Annotated in this window: 23 protein-coding genes; 10 read left to right on the top strand and 13 right to left on the bottom strand. The window is 63.1% G+C overall.

The features are described from left to right. Window positions 1-353: 353 nt before the first annotated feature. The gene (locus D7S89_RS05440; RefSeq protein WP_121276420.1) at window positions 354-956 is read left to right on the top strand and encodes a CDP-alcohol phosphatidyltransferase family protein; all 603 of its coding nucleotides are present in this window, start codon (window positions 354-356) and stop codon (window positions 954-956) included. An 86-nt stretch (window positions 957-1,042) separates the two neighbouring features. Further along, a complete protein-coding gene (locus tag D7S89_RS05435; protein WP_121276418.1) occupies window positions 1,043-1,744 on the top strand; it encodes an AIM24 family protein in 702 nt (233 codons plus the stop codon). 103 nt (window positions 1,745-1,847) lie between these two features. On the opposite strand, the gene D7S89_RS05430 is transcribed toward D7S89_RS05435, so the two are convergent. Next, window positions 1,848-2,732 carry a LysR family transcriptional regulator gene (locus tag D7S89_RS05430; protein ID WP_121276416.1) on the bottom strand — a complete coding sequence of 295 codons (885 nt, stop codon included), beginning with the start codon at window positions 2,730-2,732 and terminating at the stop codon, window positions 1,848-1,850. A gap of 129 nt (window positions 2,733-2,861) precedes the next feature. On the opposite strand from D7S89_RS05430, the gene D7S89_RS05425 reads away from it, so the two are divergent. Then, a complete protein-coding gene (locus D7S89_RS05425; RefSeq protein WP_121276414.1) occupies window positions 2,862-3,587 on the top strand; it encodes a pirin family protein in 726 nt (241 codons plus the stop codon). 162 nt (window positions 3,588-3,749) lie between these two features. Then, window positions 3,750-4,430, top strand: a complete 681-nt coding sequence (locus D7S89_RS05420) for a YoaK family protein (RefSeq protein ID WP_121276412.1) — start codon at window positions 3,750-3,752, stop codon at window positions 4,428-4,430. A gap of 32 nt (window positions 4,431-4,462) precedes the next feature. Here D7S89_RS05420 and D7S89_RS05415 read toward each other — a convergent pair whose 3' ends face one another. Next, complete coding sequence (locus D7S89_RS05415; protein WP_121276410.1) at window positions 4,463-5,515, bottom strand: cyclic nucleotide-binding domain-containing protein; 1,053 nt, start codon at window positions 5,513-5,515, stop codon at window positions 4,463-4,465. A 339-nt stretch (window positions 5,516-5,854) separates the two neighbouring features. Here D7S89_RS05415 and D7S89_RS05405 point away from each other — a divergent pair, with 339 nt between their 5' ends. Then, a complete protein-coding gene (locus tag D7S89_RS05405; protein WP_121276406.1) occupies window positions 5,855-6,751 on the top strand; it encodes a helix-turn-helix domain-containing protein in 897 nt (298 codons plus the stop codon). 45 nt (window positions 6,752-6,796) lie between these two features. Here D7S89_RS05405 and D7S89_RS05400 read toward each other — a convergent pair whose 3' ends face one another. From D7S89_RS05400 to D7S89_RS05390, 3 genes are all read right to left on the bottom strand, one after another. After that, a complete protein-coding gene (locus D7S89_RS05400) occupies window positions 6,797-7,702 on the bottom strand; it encodes a helix-turn-helix domain-containing protein (RefSeq protein ID WP_121276404.1) in 906 nt (301 codons plus the stop codon). Between the two features lie 126 nt (window positions 7,703-7,828). Beyond that, window positions 7,829-9,067 (bottom strand): MFS transporter, encoded by a 1,239-nt coding sequence (locus D7S89_RS05395; protein ID WP_121276402.1) that lies wholly within the window; start codon window positions 9,065-9,067, stop codon window positions 7,829-7,831. Window positions 9,068-9,386: 319 nt separating this feature from the next. Beyond that, window positions 9,387-10,544, bottom strand: a complete 1,158-nt coding sequence (locus D7S89_RS05390; RefSeq protein WP_121276400.1) for an FAD binding domain-containing protein — start codon at window positions 10,542-10,544, stop codon at window positions 9,387-9,389. A gap of 112 nt (window positions 10,545-10,656) precedes the next feature. Here D7S89_RS05390 and D7S89_RS05385 point away from each other — a divergent pair, with 112 nt between their 5' ends. Further along, window positions 10,657-11,568: a LysR family transcriptional regulator gene (locus D7S89_RS05385; protein WP_121276398.1), complete on the top strand. Its 912-nt coding sequence runs from the start codon at window positions 10,657-10,659 to the stop codon at window positions 11,566-11,568. Window positions 11,569-11,659: 91 nt separating this feature from the next. Here the strand turns inward: D7S89_RS05385 and D7S89_RS05380 are convergent, their stop codons facing one another. Next, on the bottom strand, window positions 11,660-12,346 hold the full coding sequence (locus D7S89_RS05380) for a hydrolase (protein WP_121277309.1): 687 nt from the start codon (window positions 12,344-12,346) through the stop codon (window positions 11,660-11,662). 357 nt (window positions 12,347-12,703) lie between these two features. On the opposite strand from D7S89_RS05380, the gene D7S89_RS05375 reads away from it, so the two are divergent. The 4 genes from D7S89_RS05375 to D7S89_RS05360 all read left to right on the top strand — a co-directional run bounded on the left by D7S89_RS05375 (window position 12,704) and on the right by D7S89_RS05360 (window position 17,428). After that, on the top strand, window positions 12,704-13,018 hold the full coding sequence (locus D7S89_RS05375; protein ID WP_121276396.1) for a XapX domain-containing protein: 315 nt from the start codon (window positions 12,704-12,706) through the stop codon (window positions 13,016-13,018). Continuing rightward, window positions 13,011-14,909 (top strand): amidohydrolase, encoded by a 1,899-nt coding sequence (locus tag D7S89_RS05370; protein WP_121276394.1) that lies wholly within the window; start codon window positions 13,011-13,013, stop codon window positions 14,907-14,909. The genes D7S89_RS05375 and D7S89_RS05370 overlap by 8 nt, the downstream gene beginning before the upstream one ends. Window positions 14,910-15,098: 189 nt before the next feature. After that, complete coding sequence (locus tag D7S89_RS05365) at window positions 15,099-15,992, top strand: VOC family protein (RefSeq protein ID WP_121277308.1); 894 nt, start codon at window positions 15,099-15,101, stop codon at window positions 15,990-15,992. Beyond that, window positions 15,989-17,428: an alginate export family protein gene (locus D7S89_RS05360; protein WP_183085105.1), complete on the top strand. Its 1,440-nt coding sequence runs from the start codon at window positions 15,989-15,991 to the stop codon at window positions 17,426-17,428. Before D7S89_RS05365 ends, D7S89_RS05360 begins: the two co-directional genes overlap by 4 nt. Before the next feature lie 127 nt (window positions 17,429-17,555). On the opposite strand, the gene D7S89_RS05355 is transcribed toward D7S89_RS05360, so the two are convergent. From D7S89_RS05355 to D7S89_RS05325, 7 genes are all read right to left on the bottom strand, one after another. After that, window positions 17,556-19,208: a flavin monoamine oxidase family protein gene (locus D7S89_RS05355; RefSeq protein ID WP_121276392.1), complete on the bottom strand. Its 1,653-nt coding sequence runs from the start codon at window positions 19,206-19,208 to the stop codon at window positions 17,556-17,558. Between the two features lie 145 nt (window positions 19,209-19,353). Continuing rightward, on the bottom strand, window positions 19,354-19,818 hold the full coding sequence (locus tag D7S89_RS05350) for a RidA family protein (RefSeq protein WP_245982711.1): 465 nt from the start codon (window positions 19,816-19,818) through the stop codon (window positions 19,354-19,356). Window positions 19,819-20,250: 432 nt separating this feature from the next. Then, complete coding sequence (locus D7S89_RS05345; RefSeq protein WP_147426596.1) at window positions 20,251-20,943, bottom strand: hypothetical protein; 693 nt, start codon at window positions 20,941-20,943, stop codon at window positions 20,251-20,253. Window positions 20,944-21,159: 216 nt separating this feature from the next. Then, on the bottom strand, window positions 21,160-22,062 hold the full coding sequence (locus D7S89_RS05340) for a PP2C family protein-serine/threonine phosphatase (RefSeq protein ID WP_121276386.1): 903 nt from the start codon (window positions 22,060-22,062) through the stop codon (window positions 21,160-21,162). Between the two features lie 36 nt (window positions 22,063-22,098). Further along, window positions 22,099-24,339: a serine/threonine-protein kinase gene (locus D7S89_RS05335; RefSeq protein ID WP_121276384.1), complete on the bottom strand. Its 2,241-nt coding sequence runs from the start codon at window positions 24,337-24,339 to the stop codon at window positions 22,099-22,101. Between the two features lie 36 nt (window positions 24,340-24,375). Continuing rightward, on the bottom strand, window positions 24,376-25,560 hold the full coding sequence (locus tag D7S89_RS05330; protein ID WP_121276382.1) for a hypothetical protein: 1,185 nt from the start codon (window positions 25,558-25,560) through the stop codon (window positions 24,376-24,378). Next, window positions 25,557-26,924, bottom strand: coding sequence for a hypothetical protein (locus tag D7S89_RS05325; protein ID WP_121276380.1), 1,368 nt, complete (start codon window positions 26,922-26,924; stop codon window positions 25,557-25,559). The genes D7S89_RS05330 and D7S89_RS05325 overlap by 4 nt, the downstream gene beginning before the upstream one ends. Window positions 26,925-26,929: the final 5 nt, after the last annotated feature.

Here is a 26,929-nt window from a genome sequence, read left to right as displayed (position 1 = left end):
GGCAGGCTTTTGGCGTGTCGTTCACATTTTGTAGATGCTTGAATACCTGTTGCATGTCCACGAAAATCAAACGGATTGACAATAATTGCCGCAATGACGTGGGCCTGCTAATGCAGAAGCAATCGTGCCAAAGCGGATGAATCAGCCGATTATCGCGAGTTTTCTCGTCAAGCGCCAGACGAGCGCATAGCCCAGATGTGGCTGAATTTTAGGCAGAATTTCGCTAATTTCCGAGGCTTGACGCATTCCGGTCACTCTGCGAGGATTGTTTCCCCTTCGTTTTGCCGGTGATCCAGCGCTGCTGTTTTTTGCGCAGCCTTCGGCGTCATCCGTGCAGTGGATTGAATAAAGCAATGAGCCTTTACGCACTCAAACCCAAATTCCAGAATCTGCTGCGACCATTGACCGGGTCGCTTGCGCAGCGCGGAGTCACGGCGAATCAGGTCACTCTGTTCGCGGCGGGTGGGTCGATCGTCGTTGGCGCGCTGGCCGGCCTAGGTTTCCTCGCGCGAGGGTTGTTTTTGCTGATCCCGCTTTGGCTGCTGATCCGGATGGCGCTCAACGCAATTGACGGGATGCTGGCGCGCGAGCACGGACAGAAGAGCACGCTTGGCGCGTATCTGAACGAACTTGGCGACGTGGTCTCCGATATTGCGCTCGTGCTGCCGTTTCTTGCGGCGCCGGCTTTCGTATCTACCGATGTCTGGCTCTTCGCGCTCGTGGCCGTCATGGTCGAGTGTGCAGGGCTGATCGGTCCACTCGTCGGTGCAAGCCGGCGCTATGACGGTCCGTTCGGAAAGAGCGATCGCGCACTGGCGATCGGCGCGTTCGCGCTGTGGGTGGGTCTTGGCCTGCCGATGGGCTGGTTCGCGGTGTGGCTGTGGCGGCTGTTGATCGTGTTGGCGCTCGTGACGGTCGTGCGGCGCGTGCAAAGGGGCGTGGCAGAGGCGGGTTGAATCCTCACCCCGCACCGGCCGGTCGCCGGCAACAACAGTGAGTAGAAGAGAATCTCTCACATCACGCATAGACAACGGGGTCAAGGATGAACCAATTACCGACACTTATGCCGACTAGCGCCACCGACGAAACGTATGGCGGCGTCACGTATCACATTGGCGGCGAGCTTGTGCCGGTGCTCTCAATAGACGTGTCGCGTCAGTCGGTCTTCTTCGAGCACCACATCTTGCTCTGGAAGAATTCGAACGTGAAGATTGGCTTGCGCCCTATGAAAGGCGCATTGAAGCGCATGATGGCGGGCATGCAGATCTTCGTTACCGAGGCGAGCGGCAATGGTGTGATCGCTTTCAGTCGGGATGGGGCAGGGCACATCGTTCCGATTCACCTCGGAAGAGGCGAGGAACTGCACGTGCGCGAACATCAGTTCCTGGCTGCGACCGCGAACGTCGAATACACCTTCGAACGCGTGCGCGGCATCAGCAATATGCTGTTCGGCCAAAGTGGCTTCTTCATCGATAAGTTTCGGAGCGAGTCGGGCGAGGGTGTGCTCTGGCTTCACGGCTACGGGAACGTGTTCGAGAAGGAGCTCGCGCCCGGTGAGACCATCGATATCGAACCGGGCGGTTGGCTGTACAAAACGCCAAACGTCAAGATGGAGACAGTGGTCGACAAGCTCTCGAGCGGGTTCTTCGGCGCTGGTATGAATTTCATCGTGAACAGATTCACAGGACCGGGACGCATTGGCATCCAATCGATGTACGTCAATTACGAAACTGCCGACAATTGAACCTCGGGTTGCTCCGGAGTGATCGGAGCAACGCACTGCCGAGCACCACGAGGCAGTGCGCCTTCCTCTTCCTGTGCGCCGAAAGTCAATGCGGCTACGCGAGTCAAAACCGCTCGCGCAACCGCTCTTCGATGAACCCGACAAATGCCCGACACGCCGCCATATCCTGCCGATGCTGCGGATACACGGCGTTCACGGGTAGCGGAGACTGCGCGAACGGCTCCAGCACCGTCACGAGCTCGCCTACATCCAATGCGGCCTCGACAATGAAGCGCGGTAGCAGCGCGACGCCTAACCCCGCGACCGCCGCGTCGCGGATCACATCGCCGTTGTTCGCAAGCAGCGCGCCTTGCACTTCGAACGTGCGGCGCACACCGTCGATCACGAACTCCCAGCCGGTGCGTCCTTCCTTTCCGTACAGCAAACACGCGTGCCGATGCAGATCGGCAGGCGTCGCAGGCTCTCCCCGGCTGCGCCGGTAAGCCGGGCTGCAGCACGCAACCATCCGCAGTTCGCCGAGGCGTCGCGCGATCAGTGTCGAATCGGGCAAAGCGCCGATGCGCAGCGCGAGGTCGAATCCTTCGCCGATCAGATCGACGTGACGGTCGCTCAGCTCGAGATGCAGCCGAACCGCAGGATGCTCGACGAGAAACTCGGCGATCAAAGGCGACAGGTGCGAGATCCCGAACGACATCGGCGCAGTGATCTTCAACGTCCCGCGCAGGTCGCCGCGGCGCGCGGACATGGCCTCCTCGGTGTCCGCGACTTCGGCGAGGATCCGCGTCGCGCGCGCGTAGAACTCCTGGCCGAGCTCCGTCACCGTGAGCTTGCGCGTATTGCGCACGAGGAGCCGCACCCCGAGCGACGCTTCGAGCGCCATCACTCGTCGGCTGACGAATTGCTTTGATAGCAGAAGCTTGTCGGCCGCGCCCGTGAAACTTCCCGCGTCCACGGTCGAGACGAATATCCGAAGGTCGTCGAACTGCATGATTGTCCACTGAAATGAGACAGTAATTATCTTTATGTTTATATATATGTCAAGGTGGTTGACGTAAGCTGCGGACATCGATCGACGAGGCGCGCAATCCGCAGCGCCCGCGATGAAACGGAGATCATCATGATTGAAGTCAGGGCAGCACATCAACGCGGTCACGCCGAACACGGCTGGCTCAGCTCGCGTCACTCGTTCTCGTTCGCCGAATACTTCGATCCGGCGCAAGTCGGGTTCTCGGACCTGCTCGTGATCAACGACGATCGCGTCGCGCCTGGGCGCGGCTTCGGCATGCATCCGCACCGCGACATGGAGATCCTGTCGTACGTGCTCGATGGTGCGCTCGAGCATCGCGATACGATGGGCACGGGCTCGGTGATCGTGCCCGGCGACGTACAGTTGATGAGCGCGGGCAAGGGCATCGCGCATAGCGAATTCAACCATTCGTCGGCGGAGCCCGTGCATTTCCTGCAGATCTGGATCGGGCCGTCGGTGCGGGGTGTCGAGCCGCGCTATCAGCAGGCCCGCGTGAGCGACGACGACAAGCGCGGGAAGCTGCGTCTCATCGTGTCGCCGGAAGGGCAGGACGGTTCGTTGAAGATTCGGCAGGACACGCGGATCTACGCGGGCTTGTTCGATGGCGACGCGAGCGAGCAGTTCATGCTGCCGTCGAAGCGCTTCGCGTACGTGCACGTCGCGCGCGGAGCGGTGACGGTGAACGGCGTCGAGCTGCAAGAGGGCGACGGCGCGCGGATTCGCGACGAGCAAGTGCTGCAAATCGAGAACGGCAAGCAGGCGGAGGTGCTGTTGTTCGATTTGCGACCGATCGACGTGACCGCCGAATGGGCATGATGTCGCAGCATAAGGGATAGCCGTACGCGTACGGCGGCGGCGCGGGGCACCCCGCGCTCGCCGTTCGGCCGTCGGCTCTGGGCGGCTAAACGACGCGCACAGCGATTTCGCTCGGATCGCATGTGTGTTGGTGGCAGACGTTTTAGTCAGGAAACCTATTCAATGAAGCTGAATCTTCCTTCGCTGCTCACGTTCAACGGCGGCTTCGTCGATACGGCGGGCTTCCTCGCGCTGCAAGGCCTGTTCACCGCACACGTGACTGGCAACTTCGTCACGCTCGGTGCGACGCTGGTCTACGGCCGCACGGGCGCCGTCGCGAAGCTGCTCGCGCTCCCGGTTTTCTGCCTCGTCGTACTTGCCGCAGGCGCAGCGCGCCGCTTGATGATGCGCGTGCATGCGCCGGCACTGAAGATCCTGTTGGGTACGCAATGGCTGTTGCTCGTCATTGGCGCAGCGTTTGCGATCCGGATGGGTCCGTTCACCGACGGCGATGCGTGGCCGGCGATCATGACCGGGATGATCCTCGTGATGGCGATGGCAATCCAGAACGCGGTCCATCGATTGCATCTGCCTGACGCGCTACCGACGACGTTGATGACGGGAACCGTTACGCAACTGATGCTGCATTTGTCGAATCAGCTCGTGGGCGATGACTCGCACCGGGCAGGCGGCCCGTCGCGGTTCGCTAACATGGCATGGACCGTCGCGATGTTCGCGCTCGGATGCGGCGTGGCGGCAGGCCTCTATCTGATCGGCGGCGTGTGGGCATTCGCATTGCCGCCGGTACTGATTGGCACCGCGCTGCTCGTCGACGACGAAAAGGCGTTGGAGAAAGCGTTGTGAGCGACGGGGCGTGCCGCTTCGACCTGATCGGGTTAGGCCGGATACGCGCGGATGAAGCAGCGAATCGCTTCGACGACAGCCGCGCCTTCCGACAGGTTGGCGACGGCCGAGCGCCGCGGCCCTGCGCGCACCTCGCCGATCGCGAATACGCCAGGCTGCGAGCTTTCGAATGCGGCGGCGAAGGTCGTGCCGGACGCCGCGCGTCCCGTACGGACGAATCCGTCGTCGTCGACGTCGACGGCGCCGCCCAGCCATTCGGTGTTCGCGCGAAGCGTGACACGCGCGAGTCGTGGGCTGTACGCCGGGCGCAGCGACGAGGCGATGACGGCCGCGTGTGCATGGATGCGTTCGCCGTTGTCGGTGAGGAGGCCGAACGGGTAGGTGTCGCAGTCGAACCGAACGGTACGGTTGCTCATCGTCAAATAAGGACCGAATTGCAGGCTTGCCGCCGTGTCAGCCGACGCGAATTCCTCGTCGATTCCGAACGGCAGCCGGCCTTCGACGACGATGGTGTTCAGATGCAGCGATGCGGCGTGTGCGGCGGCAATCATGCCGGCCAGGCCGCCGCCGACGATCGCCACGTCGAATTCGTGCACGGTGTCGCGAGGGCGGTCGGACGGCGTAGCACGCGCGGAAGACGGCACGGAAGGCTCAGACGCGAGCAGGCCGATGCGGCGAAGGAGGAAGAGGCGCACGAGCACGTCGCGCAGCGCCGGTTCTCGTTGCAGCAGATGCTTGAGCGTTGCACGATGAATTCGCACGAGCCGGCACATGGACGACGCGATCACCGTGGTCTCGCATCCGACGTCGTTCAGCAGATCGAGCTCGCCGGTGAAGGTGCCGGGCCCGTGATCGACGCCGGACGGAGTCAAGCGGTGCGTGTCCGGCTCGCATCGGGTTGCGCCGTCGAGCACGATGTACAAGTGGTTGCTGCGCGCCCCGTTCGTGCAGAGCACCGTGCCGGCGTCGACGCGGATGACCGAACCGTACCGGGACGCGCGCTCGACCAGATCTTGCGAGAGCCTGTACGCGGCGAAGTCATCCGTAGGCTGCAGATGCCCCAGTAGATTTCGGAGGTGATTCATCGATGAGTGCGTTCTGCCAGGAACATGATGCATCGGAGGTGTGTGCACGCGAGCGCTGCCCCGACCTGAGATCGGCAATGTCCGTCGGATCTTTCGAGTATCGGTTGCGGGGCTCGTCTAAAGCGGTTGCCCGCGCGAGGCGGCGATGCGAAGTGCGAAGATGATGCGCGTTCGACGCGCGAATGACAACTGGTGAAGGTCGAACGTCGTCGACGTTTTTATAAAAAGAACACCTTTGTTCTATCGACGGATGCAATCGGCCACTATCCTTACCCGACCAAAGGAATAGCCATGGGGCGATTCTCCGATACCGACGCATGCACACCAGCCGAGCCCGAGATGAATTGCACTGATGTTGCTGCCGTAGGCCTGCGCAAAGCGTTTTGCGGCGCGACGATCGAGACGATCGACGCGCGCATCGATGGCCACGCGCCCATCGTGCTGACGCGGGTGCGCCACGCGGAGCCGGGCTTCGGTGTCGTCGAGTTCATGCCGTCCTCCGATAGCTGTCTGATCGGCATGTCGCTGCCGGCGCGCGCATCGTTCGCAGAACAGGGCGTCGACGATGCGGCGTTCAGCGAGGCGCGTATCGCCGTGCGAATCCGTCAGGAAGACGAACCGTTTCGCGCCGATCTGCATGAGCCGTTCGACATGCTGTTCCACGCCCTGCCGCGCCGCACGCTGGTCGGGCTGGCAGCCGAAATGAGGAAGGGCGGCGTTCGCGAGCTTGCCTGTCCGGACGACAGCCACGATGCAGTGCTGCAGCGCCTCGTCGGCGTGCTGCTGACTGCGGCGGCCGGGACATCGGCGCACAGCCCGCTGCTCGCGGGCCACGTCGCGCGCGCGATACAGATCCACCTGATCCAGAAATACGGCGTGGCCGCGCCGAACGTGCTCGCAAAGGGCGGATTGGCAGGCTGGCAACTGGAGCGGGCGAAGGCGATCCTCACCACGAACGTCGCCGGCGAGGTGCCGATCTCGGAGGTCGCGTCCGCGTGCGGCCTGTCGCGCAGCTATTTCATCAAGGCGTTTCGGCAAACGGTCGGCACGACGCCGCACCGGTGGCTGCTCGAGCACAAGATCGAACGCGTCAAGCACAGCTTGCTGTCGAAGTCCGAACCGATCGCCGACATCGCGCATCAATGCGGCTTTGCCGATCAGGCGCATCTGACGCGCGTCTTCACCAGCATGATCGGCACACCGCCCGCCGCGTGGCGGCGCGTGAACCGGAGATAACGGGCCTTTCGTCGAAGCGGACAGGAACGCGAGCGGTGTGCGCGATCACGCGCGTGCGCGCCGTCGCCATCCGCCGGGCGGCAAGCCGACGTTCTTCGTGAACGTCTGCGTGAAATGGCTCTGGCTCGAGAAGCCGCAATGCGTTGCGATGCGCGCGAGCGTCCAGTCGCCGCGCGCGAGCAGATGCTTCGCGGCGTCGATGCGCTGCTCGATGAGCCACTGGTGGGGAGTCTTGCCCGTCGCCGCGCTGAATGCCTTGATGAAATAGCCACGCGAAACGCGGCATGCGCTTGCGACTTCGTCGAGCGACGTCGCTCCCGCCATCAGCATGTCCTTCGCACGCGCTTCGAGCTCGGCGGATAAGCGCTGCTGCTTCGACTCGTCGGACGGCACGCCGCCGTATGCATGCATCGCATGCGTGCCGATCGCGATGCCCAGTTGGTCGAGCAACAGCGGATCGGCGTCGTCGTTCGATTGCAGTGCAAGTGCAAGTGCGAGCGCGCGTCCGAGCTGGCCGAGCACGCGATCGTTGTGCGCGACCGTCGGTGCGATCCGGTCGACGCGCGTGCGGCGGCCGACGTCGGCGATGCCGTCGAAGAACGGCGACGAAAACTCGATCAGCGTGAAATCGAAATTCGATGCCATGTCCGCGCGGTAGTCTTCGGAGAAGTCGCGCACGTAGATCGAATCAGCGTAGAAATCGTGCGCCGTCGAGCGGCTGCCGCGGATGATCTTCCGGCGATGTCCGTCGGACAACGAAATACCGATCAGGATGCCGCGTCCTGATGCCGGCGTCGAAACGTGCTCGAGGCGCAGGCCGGTCGTGTGTTTTCGATAGAACGCGAAGAGCGCCGTCTTGCGCTCGATATCCGTCAGAAAACTGCTCGACGTGCAGCCTAGCGAGTCTTTCGCAGTCGTTTGCGGCGTCGACGAGTGTGCAAGCGAAATCAAGGAGCGATCCCCAAAGCAGTGAGCCGGACAGGCCGCGACCCGCCGATCGCATGCGATATGCAGCAGTGGTGCCGCCCCGACGCCGGTGGGAAGCCGACTGGCGGGGCGATGTCGCGTCGATACGTCTTACCGACCGTTACGGGTGGATTGTACGTTCAACGGTTTTTGTCTGGCAGGCAACGCGACGAGGAAGCGTGCGAGTGCCGCGAGCGGGAAGAGTGCGCCGGCAATCGCGATCCACGTCCAGCCGCCGTGCTCATAGAGGACGCTCGCGAGCGCCGAGCCGATCGCGCCGCCGACGAAGATGCTCGTCATGTAGATCGAGTTCAGGCGATTGCGGCTGTGTGCGTCGAGTGCATAAATCTCCCGTTGGCCCAGCACCATGTTCATTTGCACCGCGAAGTCGAGCAGAACCCCGGTTGCGACGAGCCCCGCGACGCCAGCGCCGGGAACGAGGAGCACCGGCGCGAAGCTGGCCGCTGCGAGCACAAGTGCGACGACGGTTGCGCGGCCGGTGTGGCCCGCGTCGGCGAGGCGCCCGGCGATCGGCGCCGACGTTGCACCCATTGCTCCTACGAGCGAGAACAGTGCGATCGCTGATTGCGACAGGTGGTAATGATTCATCAGCTCGACCGGCACAGCGGTCCAGAACAGGCTGAACGAGCCGAACATCAGGCCCTGGTAGAGCGAGCGCTGGCGCAGCACGGGCTGTGTGGCGACGAGCTTCTCGAGCGAGCGGATCAATTGCGCGTAAGTCGCTTTGTGTTCGGGGCGGCGGCTCGGGATCGTCAGCATCAGCAGCACGGTGACGATTGCCATCGTGATCGCGCCGAAGGCGAACACGGCGCGCCAGCCGAAGTGGTCGGCGACGAAGCTCGCGATGGGCCGCGACAGCAGGATGCCGAGCAGGAGGCCGCTCATGATCGTGCCGACGACGCGCCCACGCGATTCGCTCGGCGCGAGATGGGCGGCCAGCGGGATCAGCAGTTGCACCGCGACTGAGCTGAAGCCGACGATCAGCGAGACGGCAAGGAACAGGCCCGGCTCGCGAACGGTGGCGGCGAGCGCGAGGCTCGCGATCGACATCAGCGCGGTGACGATCATCAGCTTCTTGTTTTCGACGAGGTCGCCGAGCGGAACGAGGAAGAACAGGCCGGCCGCGTAGCCGATCTGCGTGAGCGACACGATGAAGCTCGCCAGGCCGGTGGACATGTGGAGGTCCGGCGCGATCAGCGCGATGATCGGTTGCGCGTAGTAGAGGTTGGCGACGATCGCTCCGCAGCTGAAGGCGAACAGCAGGATCAGGCTGCGCGCCATCTGCGGCATGGCGTCGGTTGAAGCTGGAGAAGTAAGCTGGGCGTTCATGGTCTGCTCGCTGGTGAGTGAAGCGGGATTGGGCGCGACAGCCTGCGTGTCGACGGATCGGACCGCGGGTGGCGCCGGGCGACGTGGCATCGGCGAGGGCGGAGTGTGCTGGCCTGCATCCGCCGATGCGTGGTCAAGTGGGGCTAAGGTTAGGGGTTGCCGCCCCGATCGAGAATCGTGCGCGGCGGCAATCCGGCGTTGCGCTGGGCGCAACGTGCTTGGGCCGGGTAGCCAGGCAAAGTGCCGACGCCGATGAGCGCCGAGTGTTGCCGTCGGCGGGCGATCCGCGATTGCCATCGTCGGCATCGAACCGCTCGTGTCACGCCGCTCGCAAGGCGTCGCCGTCGCCCATGATTTGCTGGCCGAGCGCGACGCCCCAGTGGGTCAACTGCATGCCGTATTGCCATTGCTCCGATTGCCAGGCCGCGAGCGCGCGATCGACGTTTCCCCCGGATTGATCGATCGCGCGGGCGAGCGACACCGCGTTCCTTGCCGCCTTCGCCGTGCCCGCGCCCGTATGCGGCCGCGCGACGAATGCCGCATCGCCGAGCAACACTGCGCGGTCGAACACCATGCGCGGCGCCTGGTAATCCTGGATGATCTGCATGAACGGCGCGTCGGTTGCCGCGACCAGTGCGGCGAGCGCGGGCGCGAGATGCGCGTGGGCCTCGTCGAGCAGGATGCGGCGCTGCGCGTCGCTCATCGCGCCGGGCGGAATCGAATGCGTGCGGACGATGCCGTGCCGATCGGTGAGGGCGGCGCTCAGCGCGTCGCCGGTGGGCAGCCGGCGATACCACACCCAGTTCCAGCGTCGCTCGCCCGGCACGGTCGAGCCGTTTTCGCCGGGGATCAGGTAGGCAAGCAGCTGCTGCCCGGCTTCCTGCTGGAACGTGAACGCGTTCGTGAGTTGGGCGGCCGCTACCGCATCGAGACGCGGCTCCAGCACGAGGCCGCGCCACGCGACGTAGCCTGCATAGTTAGGGGCGCTGCCGGGCAGCAGCAGCCGACGCATCGTCGAATCGGGGCCGTCCGCGCCGATCAGCACATCGGCCCGCATGTCTGCGCCGTTCGAGAAGCGCGCGCGGATTCCCGCGTCTTCGTGGACGATGTCGGTCAACGCGACGCCCGAATGGATCAGTCCGTCCGGCAGGCTCGCCTTGATCGTGCCGTAGATCGTGCTCCATGCAGTCTGTGTCTGCGGCATCAGCCGGCGCTGAGCGATCTCGCCATGAGCGTCGAGAAATTGGCGATATTCGCTTCGCACGCCGAGCGGCCCGGCATACGCTGCGCCGGCGAACCGGAAGGCGTCCAGCACATCCCTCTGCAGGACGAGCCCGCCGCCACGGCTGTCGAGTTCGTGCGGCGAGCGTTCGAAGACATCGACGTGCCAGCCGATCGAGCGCAGCGACGCGGCGGAAAACAGGCCGCCGAGCGAGCCGCCGACGATGACTGCGCGTGGCTGTCGTGGAGTATTCATCAGTGTGCCTCAGTGCTTGCGATCGGAATGTGCACAGCGTAGACAGCGCGGATAAGATGCGGAATGCCGGCAAACAGCAAACCGGCGTTGCGCGATTCGCAATAGGAACGACATGGACAAATTACTCGCGCTGCAGGCCTTCGCCGTCGTCGCGGACACGGGCGGCTTTTCGAAGGCGGCGCGGCAGCTCGGCACCGCGACGTCATCCGTGACGCGGCTCATGGACGCGCTGGAGGCTTCGCTCGGCGTCACGCTGCTGACGCGCACGACGCGCCAAGTGACGCTAACCGATGCCGGCGCGACCTATCTCGATCAGATCGGTGGCCTGTTGTCGCAACTCGTCGAAGCCGACGAGAGCGTCGCCGATGCCGGCAGCGAGCCCGTCGGCACGCTGCGCGTATCGGTGCCCGTCACGTATGCGCGCATCGTGCTCGGCCCGCATCTCTCGGCCTTTCTCGATGCGTACCCTCGGGTGTCGCTCGATCTCGTCGTGTCCGATGCGTTTCTCGACCTCGCGACCGACCGCATCGACGTCGCCGTGCGGATCGGCGCGCCGACCCAGGACCCTGGCCTCGTCGTGCGCAAGCTGACGGAGAATCGGCGCATCGTCGTCGCGAGCCACGATTATCTCGACGAGGTGGGCACGCCGGCCGTGCCGAGCGATCTCGCCTCGCACCGGTGTCTGCGCTTTCCGTATCGGCAAGGGCGGCAGAGCTGGACTTTTAGCCGAGATGGCCGGTCGGAGAAGATCGAAGTCCGCGGCAGATTGACCGCGAACAGTCTCGACATCCTGCGTGAAGCCGCGCTGAACGGACAGGGCATCGCGCTCGTGCCGACGTGGCTCGTGCACGACGACATCGTCGCGGGTCGCCTGTCGACGCTGCTCGAATCGTGGCACGTGACGCCGCCAGGTGGCGACGCACAAGTCTATGCGGCGTATTTGCCGAACCGGCGGCATTCGCGGAAGGTGCAGACGTTCATTGCGTTTCTAGCCGAACGCATGCCGGAGGCGCTCGAGCGCTGACGGAGACAGCGGTCGAGGCGAAGAAAATCGGCGACCTGAATCGGCGGCGCGTCCGCTTGCATATCGGACGCGCCGCGCCTGTCCGTCCGGGTCAGCGTGCCGGAACGGGCGCCAGCACCTCATGCTTGCTGGCGGTGCGCTGCTGGGCCTTGTGAACCATCGTGTAGGCGTAATCGACGCCCATACCGTAAGCGCCCGAATGTTCCTTCACGAGCTTCATCACGGCGTCGTACGTTTCGCGGTGCGCCCAGTCGCGCTGCCATTCGAGCAGCACTTGCTGCCACGTGACCGGCACCACGCCGGCCTGGATCATCCGCTGCATTGCGTAGTCGTGCGCTTCCTTGCTGGTGCCGCCCGATGCGTCGGCGACCATGTAAATCTCGTAGCCGCCTTCGGCCATGGCGCACAGCGAGAACGTCAAATTGCAAACTTCGGTCCACAGGCCGGACACCACGACCTTCTTGCGGCCGTTCGCCTTCAGTGCGTCGCGCACTTTCTGGTCGTCCCACGAGTTCATCGACGAACGCTCGAGCAGCTTGTGATCGGGGAACACGTCGAGCAGCTCCGGATACGTGAAGCCGGAGAACGATTCCGATTCGACCGTCGTGATCGTCGTCGGGATGTTGAAGATCTTCGCGGCCTTTGCGAGGCCGACGACGTTGTTCTTCAACGTCTGGCGATCGATCGACTGAACGCCGAACGCCATTTGCGGCTGCTGATCGATGAAGATCAACTGGCAGTTGTGCGGAGTGAGGACTTCGAGCTTCGGATCGGACATGACAGTCTCCGGGGTGATGCCGTTCAGGGCGGGATTGAAATGCGAGCGTGTCGCATGCGAACGATTCGCTGCGGGATGGATGCTAGAGAGGGAATCGCCGGCCGTCTTGAACATTAGTGCGGAAACTTGGCGAGGAGTCCGATGCGTGCCGCGCGGACGCGCGCATGACGCGATCGCTGTCGCAGCCACATCGCAATCGTTCAAAACTGGCGACAATCGTTCAATACGAGCGCGTTTGCGCATGCGATATTTCGTCGCAACGGACCGAGACGCGAGCGAGCCGACGCAGGTTCATCGCTCGCGCGACAGCCTGGTGCATCGACCACGAGAACGGTTATTTAATTTGGACTGCTAATCATGAAAGTTTATGTTTTGTCGCTCGCCATGGGATTGCTCGTGGGCATCCTCTACGGCGTCTTCAACGTGCGCTCACCGGCGCCTCCTGTCATCGCGCTCGTCGGCCTGCTCGGCATCCTCGCCGGCGAGCAGGTGCCGCCGCTCGTCAAGCGGCTCATCAGCAGCAACGAGACGTCGACTTCCTGGTACCAGAACCAGGTCAAACCGCACATGTTCGGTCAACTGCCGACCTGTCCGAAGGCGCCGAATGCGCCTGCGCAGCTTGCGACCACCCGTCAATCCGATTCGTCATCCGGAGAGCAGCGCCATGGCTGACACCGCCGCACACGCCAACCCCGATCTGATCCTGCATCGCGGGCGCTTCACGACACTTGACCGCTCGAATCCGATCGCGAGCGCAGTCGCGATCAAGGGCGGCCGATTCGTCGCTGTCGGCGGCGACGAGGTGCTTGCGTCGGCGGGCCCGACTACACGGATCATCGATCTGCAAGGCAAGGGGGTGTTGCCGGGCTTGATCGACAACCATCTGCACATCATTCGCGGTGGCCTGAACTTCAACCTGGAGCTGCGCTGGGACGGCGTACGCAGCCTGGCCGATGCGATGGCGATGCTGCGTCGCCAGGTGGCCGTGACACCCGCGCCGCAATGGGTGCGCGTGGTGGGCGGCTTCACCGAGCATCAGTTCGCCGAGAAGCGTCTGCCGACGATCGACGAGCTGAACGCGGCCGCGCCCGATACGCCGGTCTTCATCCTGCATCTGTACGACCGTGCGCTGCTCAACGGCGCCGCGCTGCGCGCGGTCGGCTATACGAAGGACACGCCGGAACCGCCGGGCGGTCAGATCATGCGCGACGCTGCGGGTAATCCGACCGGGTTGCTGCTCGCGCGGCCGAACGCGGCGATTCTGTATGCGACGCTCGCAAAGGGGCCAAAGCTGCCGTTCGAGTATCAGCTCAATTCGACACGCCACTTCATGCGCGAGTTGAACCGGCTCGGCGTGACGGGCGCGATCGACGCGGGCGGTGGGTTCCAGAACTATCCGGACGACTACGCCGTGATCGAGCAGCTGGCGAAGGACGATCAGTTGACGATCCGACTCGCCTATAACCTGTTCACGCAGAAGCCGAAGGAAGAGAAGCAGGACTTTCTGAACTGGACCGCGACGTCGAAATACCACGACGGCACCGACTATTTCCGCCATAACGGCGCAGGTGAGATGTTGGTGTTTTCGGCGGCGGACTTCGAGGATTTCCGCGAGCCGCGCCCTGATCTTGCACCCGAAATGGAAGGCGAACTCGAAGCGGTCGTGCGTGTACTGGCGCAGAACCGCTGGCCGTGGCGTCTGCATGCGACGTACGACGAAACGATCAGCCGCGCGCTCGACGTATTCGAGCGTGTGAACCGGGACATTCCGCTTGAAGGCCTCAACTGGTTCTTCGATCACGCGGAGACGATTTCGGAAGAGTCGATCGACCGGATCGCGGCGCTGGGCGGCGGGATCGCGGTGCAGCACCGGATGGCGTACCAGGGCGAATACCTCGTCGAGCGCTACGGCCCACGCGTGGCCGAAGCGACGCCGCCCGTCAAGCGGATGCTCGAGAAGGGTGTCAACGTGTCGGCCGGCACCGATGCGACGCGTGTCGCGTCGTACAACCCGTGGGTGTCGCTCGCGTGGCTGATCACCGGCAAGACGGTTGGCGGCATGCAGCTCTATCCGCGCGCGAACTGCCTCGATCGCGAAACCGCACTGCGCATGTGGACCGAGAACGTCACGTGGTTCTCGAACGAAGTCGGCAAGAAAGGCCGGATCCAGGTGGGGCAGCTCGCGGATCTGATCGTGCCCGACCGTGATTTCTTCGCGTGCCCGGAAGCCGACATCGCGGATGCGACGTCGCTGTTGACCGTCGTCGGCGGCAAGGTCGTCTACGGCTCGGGGCCGTTCGCCGACATCGACGAAGGTGCGCCGCCGCCCGCGATGCCGGACTGGTCGCCCGCGCGCGTGTTCGGCGGCTATGCGGCTTGGGGAGACGAGGCAGGTGGGGCGTCGTTGCAGCAGGTGGTCAGGCAGGCGGCACAGGCATGCGGATGCGCGAACCAATGCGGCATTCATGCGCATCGGCATGCGACTGCATGGAGCAGCAAGCTGCCGGTCGCCGATCTGAAGAGCTTCTGGGGCGCGCTCGGCTGCGCGTGTTGGGCGGTGTGAGCGGGCTGGGCCCCCGAACGATCGCCAGCTGAATTTCTGTGGATTCGTCCTCGGTTCCGAGATGCCGGATCGAAGGCCGTGTGGATGCGCAGCAGACGCCCGCACGGCTTGTCGAGCACTTCACCATTCATTGGATCAAGCATGCAAACACGACGCTTTGGAGTACGTTCGGCCTTGTTGGCCGCCTTGATGTTCGGCCTCGCGCAGATGCCCGCCGCTTTCGCGGATGCGGACGCGGGCGCATCCACCGAATCGGCGCGTGCGGCCGCGTCGGCGCCATCGGTTGCCGTCGGCCCCCAGTACGACACGACGCATGTCTACGTCGCGCAGTCCGATCTGGGCGCGTTCGTCGACAGCTTCGTCGCGACGTTCGGCGGAAAGGCGTCGCCGCCCGTGACGCTCACCGTTACGCCGACACCAAGCGAAACGCTCTCGCAATACGTGCAGACGCCGGTGGGGATGCTGTCCGTATTCGGTTTCAAGACCCCGATTCCCTATCCGTTCGGCGCCGAGCGCACGGGCTACCTGGTGACGGATCTCGACGACGCCGTGAAAGCGGCGCGCACGGACGGTGCGGACATCGTCGTCGATTCGTTCGACGATCCGATCGGCCGCGATGCCGTCGTTCGCTGGCCCGATGGCGTGATGATGCAGCTTTATTGGCACCGGAAGGCGCCGTCTTACGCGCCACTCGAGACGGTCCCGGACAATCGTGTCTATCTGTCGCAGGGTGAGGCGAATCATTTCGTCAGGAGCTGGGTTCGCTTCTCGCACGGCAAGGTCGTCTCCGACAATCGTCACGAAGACGGCGGCGCAATTGGCCGGCCAGGCACGGACGTTCGCAAGATCGTGATCGATTCGACCTTCGGTCGCGTCGCCGCGTTCGTGACCGACGGCAAACTGCCGTTCCCGTACGGTCGAGAAATGACCGGCTACGCGGTCACCGATCTCGATGCGACGCTCACGAAGGCTCAGGCGGCAGGCGTCAAGGTGCTGGTTCAGCCCTATCGCACGCCGGCCGGGCGCACCGCGATGCTCGCGTTCCCCGGCGGCTATATCGCCGAAGTGCACGACGCGAAATGACGATGTGCCGTGCTTCAGCGCTCTGTTGCTGGGCGCTGATGTCGCTGCTCGCGCCGGTTCGCGCGTACGCGGCGGATGCGCCGGCTGCGGCCCCTGCATCGACGGGCGCATCGTCGTGCACGAAGACGCGTCCGGCGATCCTGTTCAATCGCTGGCAGGAGGATTGGTCGGCGCTCGCTGATCCGTGCGTGCCGCGCCGGCCGCTCGATGCATTGAAGTACATGCCGTTCTTCGGCCGCAGCGATACGTATCTGTCGCTCGGCGCGGTGCTGCGCGAGCGGCTCGAGGTGAACGACGCGCCGCTGTTCGGCCTCGGACACGCACGCAGCGACACCTACGTGCTGCAGCGTGCGCAGGTCCATGCCGACCTGCGAATCGTCGGACACGTGCAAGCGTTCGTGCAGCTCGAAGACGCGCGCACGTTCGGCAAGGACGACGTCGGTCCCGTCGATCGCAATCGCATGGATCTGCGCCAGGCATTCGCGACCTACGTCGACGCGATCGGTCCCGGCATTTTCAAGGCGCGGATCGGTCGCCAGGAGATGGCGTTCGACTTGCAGCGCTTCGTATCGGTACGCGACGGCCCGAACGTGCGCCAGGCGTTCGACGGGATCTGGGCCGATTGGGAAGCGGGGCCGTGGCGCTTGATCGGCTATGCGACGCAGCCCGTTCAGTATCGCGACGATCATGCGTTCGACGACGTGTCGAACCGCAACCTCACATTTAGCGGCGTGCGCATCGAGCGTCAGGGCGTGGGGCCGGGCGACCTGTCCGCGTATTACTCGCGGTACAACCGGACCCAGGCGCAGTTTCTCGACGGCGCGGGCGCAGAGCATCGGGACGTCTTCGATGCCCGGTACGCGGGCAAGAGGCAGAACGTGGACTGGGACGTCGAAGGCATGGTTCAGTCGGGGCACGTTGGCTCGCAGCGTATCGAAGCATGGGCGGTCGGCTCGCTCGCGGGCTATTCGTTTGCGCAGGCGCCTTGGACGCCGCGCGTCGGCTTGCAGGTCGACGCTGCATCGGGCGACCGGCATCCACACGACGGCCGCATCGAGACGTTCAATCCGCTGTTCCCGAACGGCTACTACTTCGCGCTCGCCGGCTATACCGGCTATACGAACCTGATCCACGTGAAGCCGTCGATCACGTTGAAGCCGAGCAACGCGCTCACGCTGCTCGCGGCCGTCGGACTGCAGTGGCGCGAGACGACGGCGGACGCGGTCTACGCGCAAGGTGGGTCACCCGTGCCCGGCACGGCGGGTCGGGGCGGCAACTGGACCGGTTTCTACACGCAGCTGCGCGCCGATTGGGCGGTGACGGCGAATTTGGCGGCGGCGCTCGAGATGGTGCATTTCCAGGTTGGCGACGCGATTCGCGCCGCGGGCGGGCGCAATGCGGATTATCTTGGCGCGGAGTTGAAATTCGGCTGGTAGCCGCATCGACGCCGAGCGCCGTGGTCGAATCGGTTGCGTCCGCAACTAGTCATTGCGGACGCAACCTCGCGCCCATTGAGCCCCGACCGCTAGCTGGACTCAAATTCGCGCTGACGGACGACGAACATCAGGCCGCAGCACGGGCACTCACGCGATCCACCAGCGCTGCGGCAACGGTATGCGCCGACAGCACACTGCCTTCCTGCCAGCCGGGCAGATAGCTGACTTGGCAACCGGCCAGGTAGAGTGGCCCGTCCGGCTGGGTGAGGACCGGATAGTGCTCGGCCCGGGCGGCATCGCTCCATACTGCCCAGCCCCCATCTTGATAGGGGACCTTGGGCCAGCCCACGGACACCCCGTTTTTGACTTCCCGGCGGTATTGGGGGTGGATCTGTTCGCCACATCGCAGGGCACCTTCGATACGCTCTGGAAAGCTCATCGCGGCATAGCGAGTTCCGACGCCGTCGTCCCGGATGTATGCACCCACGATGATGCCCTTCCTGCTCATCAGGCCGCCGGAGGGATACATCATCTCGCCGATGTCCTGATCAGTCCAAGAGATGCCTCCATAGATATGCTGATCTTCTTCCCAGAAACGTCGGTCGGCCTGGAAAGCGATCTTCACTGCCTGGGTGTATTGGCAACTCTTCATTGCGGCTTGGTGGGCCGCTGAAAAGTCATTGGGAACTTTGGTGAAGGCCGGGAAGGGGATGGTGACGATTGCGAAATCGGCATCGAGCACCCGTTCCTCTCCTTTGCTTCGATAGGCGACACGCGCCCGGTCCCCGACTTTGCGCAGGCTGGTAACGGGGCTGTCGTAACGGATGTATTGCTGCACTCGTTTAGCAAAGGCCTGGACGATGCGATCCATGCCTCCCACCGGCTGCAACATCGTCGCTGCTTGATTCCACTCTTCCGTGAAACTCAGGTTGGACTTGGCATACTCACTGCTGAGCAGATCCTGCAGGGAGGCGTGAGGGTTGAGCTCTCCCGCAACCAGGCCCGCGCCAGGGGTGACCCGGTAGCCCGCCCGGCTGGCGCCAGGGTATTGGTACTTGGAATCCAATTCCCCGTATCCCTTGAGCATGACCAGCAGCTTTTCCTTGTCTTCGCTGCTGAGTACGTCGTCCAACGCCTGGCGGTTGACCGCTTTGGCCAGCAACTCGGACATCCACCCGCGGGTGCTGTGCACAAAGTAGCGGTTTTCCACAGGGGTACCGCCGAAAGCTTTGCTTTCATGGATCAATGAGCCCCGGTTCTCATTGACGAATACCTCCAGGGGAACACCGAATTCCTTGCAATAGCCGATGACGGTCTGGTGGTGATAGGGAATGCGGGCGGGCCCCATATTGGCGTACAGGTGTTCTTCCTTGTCCCAGCGCACTTCTTGAATGCCACCGTATTCTTGCAAACGGTCTCCACCCCTTACCGTACGGGAGCGGCCGCCGTGGCGCGAAGTGGCTTCCAGCACGGTGACGCTAAATCCCAGTCGGCTCAATTCGTACGCCAGGGTCAAGCCGGTGATTCCCGCACCGATGATGGCCACCGACTTACCTTTGCCAACCTTGTTGGAGAGTTCGGTAACCCGGGGCAATTGCGGGGAGCGGTCAGCGGCTTGGGCTGGCGTGCTCAGCAAGCCCAGGCCGGTCATGGCTGCATAGGTCGCCCCGACGCCGGCCACCCGGCCCAGGTTTTCCAGAAAATCCCTTCGGGTGTGAGCGCGGGGTTGTTGCCGGTCTTCAGATTTGGTCGGGGTGCTTTCTCGGTCTTCTGTATGCATGGCGATTCTTTTTATAAAAGGTGGCCGAATACTCGGGGGGAGAATGCTGGAGCATGAGGTGACAGCGTAACGGCCCAATGGAATTGGCTGTCACCGGGTTTGCCGGGAGGATGTCAGGGGAAAGATCTTTTCCTGTTGCTGCGGACTAGGGATTGCGTATTTCCACCTTCGCTTCGATTTCCACGGCAAAACCTTTGGGCAGGGACTTGACTCCCACCGCCGAGCGAGTGTGCTGTCCCCGGGCACCGAAAACCTGAACCAGTAGATCGGAGCAACCGTTGATGACTTCCGTGTGTTCGGTAAAGTCTTCCACGGCATTGACCATCCCGAGCACTTTAACGACCTGCTCGACACGGTCCAGGCTGCCCAATGCCTCTTTGATCAAGGCGAGAAAATAAATGCCAATTTCCCTCGCATAGATGCTTGCTTCTTTTGTACTGACCTCTCTACCTACTTTGGGCACCGTTTGCCCCGGGTGCAGGTGTCGGCGGGGCGCCCCTTTGCCTGAAAGATAGAGGTAGTTGCCGCTGATGACGTAAGGCAGAAAGCTGCCCGGTGGCGGGACTACAGCAGGGAGTTCAATGCCTAATTCGCGTAGCTTGGAATCCATGGTGATCATAAAGGATGAAGTTTGCGAAATTTCATGGTATAAAAAATACCTGGATGCGGTGGTGTTATCCTGATAGACGCTTTACGTATTGTTTACTGCGCAGCAACTACGAATCCCCGTAATGGAATCGCAAACGGCGCTGTGGGTCAAGAAGAAAAACAATTATCGCATCGCTTTGCTTGGCAGTTTGCGCTGCAACATATAGAGAACGCTTGCGTTGCATCTAACTGCGGACGCCGTATATGTAACAATAAATAACAACTTGTCGCGGCGATATTGTATTGTCGACGATAAGGATGAGCCTGCCTCGTACAGCGAAAGTTACGGCCGGAAGGACATTGACGTTATCGTGAATAAGCTGCCGCTTCTCGTCACGGAGCCGTGCTAACGGGCGAGTCCCCGTCCTTCGACGGGGAGGGCTGATTGGTGAGCTTAAAGAGGATGATTCAGATCGGCCGCGATCTGTGATGCGAGACTTTGCGCTGCTTCTGTCAAGTCGCCCTGGATGTCGGAAGCGGAAACGTTTTGCTTGCTGAAGCTGAACGTCTGCCGATAGATCGCATTCCCCGCGTCAAGCGGGTCCGCTTCGTTTGGCCTCTTACGGAATTGCATCAGCTTGTCGGATTTCGGAAACATGACTGCATTGGCTGACGCATAAAGGTTGCCGGACTGCAGCTGATAACCTACGTCCACAAACAAGACCGCACTCGCCGTCGATTTGTCGAAAACAATTCGTTTTTCCGAGGCCGAGCTGACCGTGTCCACGTCAAGCGGAGCACTGAACTTGATGTCTGGCAGCGTCCCGATCGCATCATTAGATGCCTGTTTCATCACCGCACGGAAATCGTAGCTCTTGAGCTGCTCGAGCATGGGTGCTGCGGTCGATTCGGCGTTCGCACGTCGAGCGGCATCAATGCCCGCTGCAACCAGAGCGCCGAGCAGCCCCGTTGCCCCGGGGTTTGTCGGCGTGACCGTCACCAATAACGTGTTCTGCGGAATGAATACGGTGCCACGCAGTTCACCAAGCTCGTGCTGCTCTTGCTTTGTCAGTGACATCGGTGGTGTGACCGCGCAGCCGGCCAAGATGGACAAGCACAATACGGAAATAGACAGTTCCTTAATCATTACCTGGCAATGCTCTATTCATGTTTGCAAAAAATCCGCCCAGACTCTGCACAACGTTTTAGATGTTTAGATATCCTTATTAGTGCATTGCGCTTCTGATCGTGAGGTGTCGGATCAGCCGCTCTGACGGTCGGCAATCGATTCGATTGCCGTTGGTTAACGACGTCAAGCTATGAAAACTTGAGGTGAATTCGGAAGGGCATCATCGTAGAAAACCTACGCCCGATAAAGCGCGACGGTGACGTTGTCCTGCCCGCCCGATGCATTGGCGAAATCGACGAGCCGCACGGCTTGCTCCTCGAGCGTATCCACCGTTCCCCGCGAGCGCATGAGCGTGAGCAGCGTATCGGCGGAGTCGAGGTAGTTCCAGAGCCCATCCGAGCAGAGCACGAGCCGTGAACCTTCGGGCACGTGCGCAGCGCCGACGTGGATCTCCGGGGACGCGTCGCGCATCCCGAGGCATTGCGTGATGCAGTGGGCGTTCACGTCTTTCATCGCCGTGCTGAGCGGTACCCCCGACTTCACCTGCTCATTGAGCCAGGAATCGTCGTCGGTGAGGGCGATGGCGTCCTGGTCGGTGACAAGATACAGACGCGAGTCGCCCACCCACGCATACCGCACCTGATCTCCTTGCACCAAGGCCAACACGATCGTTGCCTGCGGCTCGGCGAGATCCGGGTCTGGTTCGTACGGAAGACGACAGATTGCCTCGTGCGCGCTGCTGGCCGCCGCCAGCATGACTTCGTCGTCGCAGGAGTGGGACGCTCCGAGCACTTCCAGCGCCACCTGCACGGCCGCGTCGGCCGCGTCGCGTGCACGTGCGGAGGTGGAGACCCCATCGGCCACCGCGAGCGCCACGCCATAGGCGAACCGAGCGATCGCCACCGAGTCCTGATTGTCTCGATGGCGGCGGCCACGATGAGTCGCCGATGTGGCAACCTCGCCAATGACCTTCGTGTCGACGTGTTCACGCACCGAAGAGGTGGCGGACGGGAGCCCGCCGACGTTGACGGCGCCCTCGTCATCCACGTGGCACAGCAGTCGGTTGCCGGCGCCCACCGGGCTGCCGCAGTTCTCGCAGAACGCCGCGCTGGCGGAAAGGACGTCACCGCATTTCATACAATTACTCAAATCAGTCTCCCTGCGCCTCGACGCTTAGAACAGCGTGACCGGGCGAATGCTATTGGCCTCGCTGACGAGGAAACACCTTTCCTCGCGCGAGGAGGCATGCCGCGCCGCATGACGGAATCGGCCCTCGGCATTGATGCGCAGCGCGTTCTCGTCGAAGTTGCCGCCAAGGAACGGTGTCGATGCGGGCCACGTGAGGTTCTTCAGGTGGCTCGCCGCGAACGAGAGTAGCCGTGCTGCGATCTGGTGGGCGCTGCCGCCGTTACTCAGCGCTGCGTTGACCGCGGCCTCGGCTCGTTGCAGAAGTGGGTCGTCGACGAGGGCGGGGTGAGCCAGCACCAATTCGCCTATCGCCATTTGGGCTTGGCTGCGCAAAGCATGGGTATCGGGCACTTGTTCGAGCGCGGCGATCGCGTCACCAAGGCGGCCAGCCTTGGCGTGGCAGCGCGCCGCGCCGGCGTGGGCGCTGACATACGATGGATCGACACGGCCGACACGCTCGTAGTAAGGCAGTGCCTGCTCGACTTCGCCGGCCATCTCCGCAGCGATACCCATTCCAAGCCGAGGGGCCAGTTCGCCGGGCATTTCGAAATAGCACCGCTCGAAGAGCGGAAGCGCTTTCGATGCCTCATTCGAGGTCAAGAACCATATGGCGCGGAACCAGCTGGGACGCCAGTCGAATGGGTCGGCGGCATCGAGCGAATCGAGCGTCGACAAGATATCGGACGCGCGAGCGTCCCCCGCCAACCGGTCATTGCGAATCAGCAGTTCAGCGAGCCGAAGCTTCGGCTCGACTGCGCGCTCCCTATATTGCGCGACCAACGCGCGGAACTCGCGTTCCTGTTGCACCGGGTCCATCAGGCTCAGGATACGAATGACCTCGGTCGCCGCCCGGTCTTCGAGGTTGACGCGAAGCGAGGGCAGGTCGAGCGGCAGGGGCGTCGACACCAGTTGATCGACAGTCGCATCGATCAGTCCGTCGCCGGTGAACACCTTGCTGTCCGCCGGCCTCGGGCCCGACTGTAGCGCGACGATTTCGCGCAGAACGCCGAAGAGCTGCTCGGCCATCTCATCGGCGCTCTGAAAACGCTCGTCAGGGTCGACGTGCGTGGCGCGCAGAAGGAAGCGATACAGGGACTCGTTTTCCGCCAGCACGACGCATTCGTCGGGCGAGGGCAACGCGTGCTCATAGGTGGACGCGTACTTGAAGTCCATGATGAGCAACGCCAGGGCACGCCCGAGCGTGTAGAGATCGGACACGGCGGTGGGATCGTTGTCGGCCTCCGGCGCACAGAAACCGACCGTCGCGTAGATGTCGCCGTTCGGGTCGCCGATCTTGCGCACCGCGCCCATGTCGATCAGCTTGACGTCGCCCCCCTCGATCATCACGTTGTCGGGCTTGAAGTCGCAGTACACGAGCCCTTGCGCGTGGAGGTAGGAGAAGGCGGGCAGGATGCCGAGGATGTAGGCGATCGCTTCGGCAACGGGCAGCGGTCCGCGTTGTTTGCGCAGGCTGTGGACCGTCTGGCCGCCGACGTATTCCATGACGATGAAGCCCTCGGCTCCCTCGTTGACGAAATCGTAGATGCCGACGATCTTGGGGTGCTTGACGGCCGCCAGATAGCGGCGCTCGGCCACCGCGGCGGCAGCGCTTGCTTCGTCGTTCGCGTTCAGCAGCCCCTTGAGGACGACGTAGCGCGAGAGCACCGTATCGAACCCCAGGTAGATCCAGCCAAGACCGCCGAAAGCGATCGGGCCCTTGACCTCGTATTTGCCCGCGACGACATCGCCTTGTTTGAGATGAGGCTCGAAGTCATAGGGCGTGCCGCAGTTAGGGCAAAAGCCCTTGGAGCGGTTGACCTGCACGTCGCACTTCCCGCAGTGCCGCTTGTGCGCGGGCACCTCGGGCGTGGCCATGAGCAACGTCAACGGGTCGAGGCTCGGGAGATCGGGGAGGGAAATCAGGCCGCCGCCAAGCGCATTGCGGCGCGTGCTGGTGTGCGTCGATACATCGGCGCGGCGCCGTGTGGTCTTGGTGGCGTTCGTGCCGGTGCCGCGCGTAGGGTAGTGGACGGTGAAGCGGGTCGACTTCCCGGTCCGGTTCGTCGTGAGCGTGTCTTGCTGTTGAGCCGCTTGTTGAACCGATGCCACGTGTTCCATGCCGCCCATGTTGGCGGTGATGAGCGTCGCCGCCTTGGCGGGCTTGCCGCAATCTTCACAGACACCGTCGACGATCGTGCCGCCGCAGAAGGTGCACGCGTTTGCCATTTGGAAACTCCTGTTGTATCCGTTTTTTCTGGAGGCCTACTGCAGTTGCCCCGACAGCAGCATCTGATACTGCCGTAACCTTTCGACTGCCATGGGTACGTCGACGGGGCGCGCGGAGAGCGCGGTGGCGATCTCCGCCTTGATGGCCTCGGTGCCGAGCTGATGTTGGCTTTGCGCGGCGATGGCCGTTTCCTTTGCCTTCAGCGCGGAAAACCGGCCGCGCAGATCGTCGAGCTCGTCGCATTTCCCGCGCGCACCCACCAGCGCCTTTTCCGCGGCGGCCGTCGCTTCCTCCAAGGCGGCCTCGAGATGCGCGAGGCCGACGTTCACCGCGGTCCAGTGTCCTTGCTCGAGACTGCTGCGCAACGTCTCGAACCATCTCGTCAGCATGCCTACCGTATCGGCGGGCAACGGAGGGACTGTCGCAGCGGCTTCGGTGCCAAGCAGCGACTCGACCTTCGCCCGCTCGGTCTCGTAGCGCGCGCTCATGCCGCGCAGCTCGCCGAGCGTGGCGCCTGCGCGCGCGATGCCGGTTGTCGCGCCTTCTTTGGCTTGGGTGGTCTTGCCGATGAGGGCGGCCCATGTCTCGAGGGCACGCCGCATGGCCTCGATCCCGGCCGTCGCCGCCAGGGGATCCTGTCCGAGATCCTGCAGTTCGATGAACGACGGCCTGTCCGATGTCACGCCCAACGATGCCGCGACCGTATCGAGTCTCTCGTAGTCGCGCCTAAGTGCCTCGATGGCCATTTTGTTTTGCTGCTCGGCCTGATCGATCGCGTGAAGGGCGTCGCGCGCCGACGCAAATTCCGACTCCATCAAGGCGAGCAGTTCATCCGCGGACAGCCGATCGGCGTGTTGGGCCGAGCCCAGCAGAGCGCGGTTGGCAATGGGCACCGCGCCGGTAGCGCGGGAAATCGCACCGCTCCCCAACAGGGCGCTCACGCGTTCGAGGCGTGCTTCACGGTTGACGAAGAATCCCCCGCGTAGCGCCTCGTTGGCGTCGTTGACGGCATTGGCAAGAAGCAGGTAGTCGTCCGACAAGGCACGCATGAGTTCGATGGCGCGATCTGCCTGCTCTTTGGTTCGCCCCTTGTATTCATTTTGTCGAGCCCTGATCCGGACGCGCTTCGTGCTTTCGCTCGAGGCAAGCTCGTTCAGGTTCGACGAGATGAGTGCCAGCCGGCCCCGCCATACCTCGAGCAGCGCTTCAGCTTCAGTCATTCGCGGAACTCCGCGAGCCGTTGGGCAAGCCCCAGAATCGACCCGAGGAGCGGCGCGATCAGTATCGGCAAGAGCAGGAAGCCGAGCAGGCGTGCATTGCCGAAGGCACGATCCACCGCGGCTTCGAACTGGATTTGATTGATGTCGGACGTGGCCTTCAGTGCATGTGTGAACCGCTCGAACGCCCAATCGGACTCCATCGGTTGCGTGCCGAGGCATAGCGCGACGGCTTCCTTGTGATGCCCTGACGACTCGAGCTCGCGAATTTTCCCGTCGATGCGCATGTAGTCGAGCCAGGCAGCGACGGTGGCGCGCGCCGCCGTTTCCTCGCCGTCGAAGGTGATATTGGCCAGCTCGTCGCCGAGGAGACCGTGACCCTTCAGTTGGTTGAGGTCGGCGGGTAACGGGCTCTTGTCCTTGATGCCGAAGGGGAAGAGCTTGTCCGTCGTGCTCTGGAACAGCGTGGCCTGCAGCGCTTGCTCCGACGCTTTGTCATGCATGAGCAAATAGAGGCTCTCCTGCGCATTCGCGGCGTAGGCAAGCGCTTGTGCTTTCGAGAGTGCGTACACGGAGTCGAACGCATCTTCTTTTGCGACACGGATGTTCGAGAGCACCCCGCTGGCCAAACTGCCGAAGCCGATCACGCTGATGACGAAGACCGCGGTGCCGCCCGCGATAAAAGGGTTGATCACGCGCCGGAACCTACGCGCGAGAAAGCGCTGGGTATCGATGAGCACGAGCAGAAGCACGAACGCGACGGCCAGGAAAGTCATCCCCCAGATTCGTGCGATCTTCCGGCCATGGTTGTAGGCCTCGTGCAGATGGTCGAAGTTGGCGTCCGCCAATGCCTCGACCGCCGGGTTGATCCGCTCGCGCATCACCGCATCCGCTGCGCGTACGTCATCGAGGTTACCCGAACCGGCAAGCGCGCCACCCACGAGGGTCTGGTATTCCGACAGGTTATTGAGTACCGAGAGAATGGGGCGGCGCTCATCGTCACCATAGGTGATGTTCTGCGAGGCGGAAACGAGGAAATCATTGGCCGAGGTGATCGCCTTCCGGTAGTGGCGGATGCTGTCTCCCGACGCGCCCTCACCGGTCACGAATGCGTTGACGAAGTCGGTGTGCGCGTCACCGAGCGTGCTGCGAATGTTTTCCGCCGCGACGATGGAGGGCTCGGAGTCGCGGCCGATGGTCTGGACGACCGACTCGTACTGGCGGTAGGCGAGCCATCCTATGAAGGCCACCAGCAGCGACAGTAGCGCGATGATGAGCTGCCTCGCGCGCAACTGCGACGGCACGCGCGAGTACGCATCGAGCTGCTGCGAAGTGGCAGCCGCAGTCAGGGACTGAACGGAGGACATTTTTT

It is taken from the genome of Trinickia fusca (assembly GCF_003628145.1).
GTDB lineage: Bacteria > Pseudomonadota > Gammaproteobacteria > Burkholderiales > Burkholderiaceae > Trinickia > Trinickia fusca.
Note: the sequence above shows the minus strand (reverse complement) of the source record. Positions and strands in the feature narration are given on the sequence as shown.